General features: G+C 67.9%; 4 protein-coding genes and 1 pseudogene. 2 read left to right on the top strand and 3 right to left on the bottom strand.

All coding sequences use genetic code 11. The features are described 5' to 3' along the window. Nucleotides 1-450 (bottom strand): annotated as a pseudogene (locus QZV72_RS00110) (hypothetical protein); the annotation flags it as partial. 122 nt (nt 451-572) lie between these two features. Between QZV72_RS00110 and QZV72_RS00105 the strand changes: the two are divergent. Both QZV72_RS00105 and QZV72_RS00100 read left to right on the top strand, forming a co-directional pair. Continuing rightward, entirely contained in the window at nt 573-1,175 is a 603-nt protein-coding gene (locus QZV72_RS00105; protein ID WP_297003870.1) for a TetR/AcrR family transcriptional regulator, read from the top strand. 111 nt (nt 1,176-1,286) lie between these two features. Further along, nucleotides 1,287-1,658: a DoxX family protein gene (locus QZV72_RS00100; protein ID WP_297003869.1), complete on the top strand. Its 372-nt coding sequence runs from the start codon at nt 1,287-1,289 to the stop codon at nt 1,656-1,658. 36 nt (nt 1,659-1,694) lie between these two features. Here QZV72_RS00100 and QZV72_RS00095 read toward each other — a convergent pair whose 3' ends face one another. Together QZV72_RS00095 and QZV72_RS00090 are read right to left on the bottom strand one after the other, a co-directional pair. Then, the gene (locus QZV72_RS00095; protein ID WP_297003868.1) at nt 1,695-2,114 is read right to left on the bottom strand and encodes a heat shock protein transcriptional repressor HspR; all 420 of its coding nucleotides are present in this window, start codon (nt 2,112-2,114) and stop codon (nt 1,695-1,697) included. 22 nt (nt 2,115-2,136) lie between these two features. Beyond that, nucleotides 2,137-3,057 (bottom strand): DnaJ C-terminal domain-containing protein (locus tag QZV72_RS00090; protein ID WP_297003867.1); only part of this gene is annotated, 921 nt, incomplete at its 5' end.

The raw sequence follows: 3,057 nt of genomic DNA, 5'->3' as shown, positions 1-3,057 counted from the left end.
GTCGGTGACGGTGACTGCGGATCCCTGCTGGACACTCATCCCGTCCGCCATCTGGGTGAGCAGCTGCGAGACCTGGGCTGCACCGGCAGAGGCGACGAGGAACTCGGTGCGATCGCCACCAGTGACGATCGCCCCGGCGATCTCCCGTTCCTCGACCGCGGTGACCGCCTCCTCGCGGGTGTCGTAGGTGGTGATGTCGAAGAGGTCCGGATTCTGCGTGTCGAGGTTCGTCTCCATGGCGGCGACGGCCTGTTCCGGGCCGGCGAGTCCGAGTTCGACGTTCTTCGGCGTGGCATTGGTCAGCGGCCAGAGGAAGGCGATGGCCATGATGCAGCCGACCAGTGCCATTCCGGCGCCGACAGCGGCCGCCTTGATCCAGTCGGCACGGCTCCGGGCCTGCGGATCCGGCTTCACCTTCTCCGTCGTATCCTGCCCGGCACCTGTCGTCATCCCTGTTTCCATCACTGTCCTCCTGGCTGTGTCCTGGTTGCCTGCCGCGATAGTGTCCGACCTACAATAGAACCCAACAGTCATTGAATTCAACACGTATTGAGCACCCGGAGTGACGGACCATGCCCGACCAGACCACGAAGCAATCCCGCCGGCGTACCGGTGGACGCCCCGCCGGCCCCTCCACCGCGCGCCAGGACATCATCGACGCAGCGATCCACCTCTTCGCCGACGGTGGTTACGACCACACCTCGCTACGGTCGATCACCGACCGGGCAGGGGTCGACGTCGCCCTGGTCAAGCACTACTTCGGCAGCAAACAGGGACTCTTCGACGAGGCGGTGCTGCAGCACGCCGACCGCAGTTTCGCCCTCCGCGACCTGTTGACCGACACCGGCCCCGACATCGACGCCCGCGCCCGGCAGGCCGCCGAAGTCTACCTGTCCATCTGGGAGACCGATCCGGGAGCCGCGACCGTCAGAGCACTGTTCCGCGCCGCCCTGGAGTCCGAGGAACACCGGGCGTCCCTGGAACGCGTTCTCGCCGAAAAGCTCGACGAACTCGCCCCCGGCATCTCCGATGCGCCCCGGATGCAGCTGCTCGCCGCCCACCTCATGGGCGTCGGCGTCATGCGCTACCTGCTGAAATTCTCCCCCGTCGCCGACCTCTCCCACGAGGCGATGGTCGACGACCTCGCCCCGCTCATCAAGAACTACCTGCGGTGAGCGGGCGGACCGGGGACCCCACGCCGGACCCCCACGTCAGCTAGTATCCAGGACAACACCACCGGCCCACCGGCACCGCCGCACGGTCACCGCCACCGGAAGGACACCCCCATGACCGTCCTGCTCTGGATCATCAACATCATCCTCGCCGTCTCCTTCGTCGGATCCGGTCTGATGAAGATCGGGCGCGCCAAGGAGAACCTCGTCGACGCCGGCCTGGAGTGGGCCGACAGCTTCTCAGAGAACACCGTAAAATTCATCGGTGCAGTGGAGTTCCTCGGCGCGCTCGGCCTCATCCTCCCCCGGTCCCTGGACATCCTCCCTGTCCTGACCCCCGTCGCCGCCGTCTGCCTGCTGCTCGTGATGATCGGCGCGGTGACCACGCACATCCGTCGGCACGAACTCACCACCCGTGGACTTCCGGCACTCGCGCTCGGCGCCCTCACGGCGGCCAGCACCGTCCTCGGCTTCACACTGCTCTAGGCTTCTCCGCCTGCCCCGGTAACGGCCCCGGCAGCGCTAGGCGTCCCCGGTGCCGTTGTCCCCTCTGTCGTCCCCCCGCCGCCGGTGACGCTGCTGCCACAGCACCACCGCCGTGGAGCGGGGAACGTGGACGATCTCACCGCCGCGGCGTCCGACCTGCTGTCGCAGACCGTCGTTCTCCCGTTCCAGCTCACTGACCCGCTGCTGCAGCCCGATGATCGCCTTGATGCCGGCGAGGTTGACCCCGTCATCGTGGCTGAGCCGCTGAATCTCCATGAGCTGCCGGATATTCTCCCGGGAGTAGCGACGTCCACCGCCACTGGTCCGCTCGGGACTGACGAGTCCCATCCGGTCGTAGGTCCGCAACGTCTGTGCGTGCATACCGGTGATCTCGGCGGCGACGGAGATCACGAAGACCTCGCGGTCGCCCTGACTATCCTTCCGCTTCTCCGCCATGTCCGTTCACCTCCGTTCTCCGTTACTTCCCGACCCAGTTCGCCCGGGGGTCGATACCGGACCGCTTCTCTTCCTCGGCGTAGCGGCGCAGCGCACTCGCCGCCCCCTCGTCAAGGTGCTTCGGAACGCTGACCCGCACCGTGACCAGCAGATCGCCGGAATTGCCGTTGCGCTTGACCACACCGCGTCCACGGACCCGTAGAGTCGTGCCGTCGGCGGTACCGGCCGGCACCCGTACCCGGACCTTCGAGTCGAGGGTCGGGACGGTGACGGTGTCTCCCAGAGCGAGCTCGGCGAAACTCACCGGGACGGTGATCTTGAGATCGTCACCGGACCGGGTGAACAGTTCATCGGGGCGGACGTGCACCGTGACGAAGAGGTCACCGGAGGCGCGGCCACGTTCCCCTGCCTCACCCTGGCCCGCGAGGCGGACCTTCTGACCGTCGACCACACCGGCGGGGACGCGGACCGTGATGGTACGCGTGCGGGTGACCCGACCGGTCCCGCCACAGTCCGCGCAGGGATCGTCGATGCGCGTGCCGGTGCCGTTGCAGTCGGGGCAGGGTCGCGAGAATCCGAAGGCGCCGCGGTTCTCGGAGACGAGGCCTTCACCGTGGCAGGTCGTACAGCGGGACGCCGAGGTGCCCGGGGTCGCCCCGGAGCCACGGCAGGTGGTGCAGGGGGCGGGGCTGGTGAGCCGGATCGGGACTGTGACACCCTTGGTCGCCTCACGGAAATCGAGGGTGATCTCGGTCTCCACGTCGGCACCGCGGGTACGCCGCGGGGCACGGGACCGGGGGCCCGCCCCACCACCACCGAACATGCCGCCGAAGATGTCGCCGAGATCGAAACTCTCGCCGGTACCGCCGCTGAAGCCACCTCCACCGGCACCACCGAAGCCGCGGGAGAAACCACCGCCCGTACCGCCCATGCCGCCCATGCC

The organism is uncultured Corynebacterium sp. (genome assembly GCF_902782855.1).
In the GTDB taxonomy this organism is placed as follows: Bacteria; Actinomycetota; Actinomycetes; order Mycobacteriales; family Mycobacteriaceae; genus Corynebacterium.
The sequence above is the reverse complement of the archived record's forward strand: the minus strand, read 5'-3'. Positions and strand labels throughout refer to the sequence as shown.

What these genes read in the sequence shown, in the direction of transcription:
- QZV72_RS00095 (WP_297003868.1), bottom strand. Translation starts at nt 2,114, where the DNA reads ATGGCGGAGAAGCGGAAGGATAGTCAGGGCGACCGCGAGGTCTTCGTG.
- QZV72_RS00100 (WP_297003869.1), top strand. Translation starts at nt 1,287, where the DNA reads ATGACCGTCCTGCTCTGGATCATCAACATCATCCTCGCCGTCTCCTTC.
- QZV72_RS00105 (WP_297003870.1), top strand. Translation starts at nt 573, where the DNA reads ATGCCCGACCAGACCACGAAGCAATCCCGCCGGCGTACCGGTGGACGC.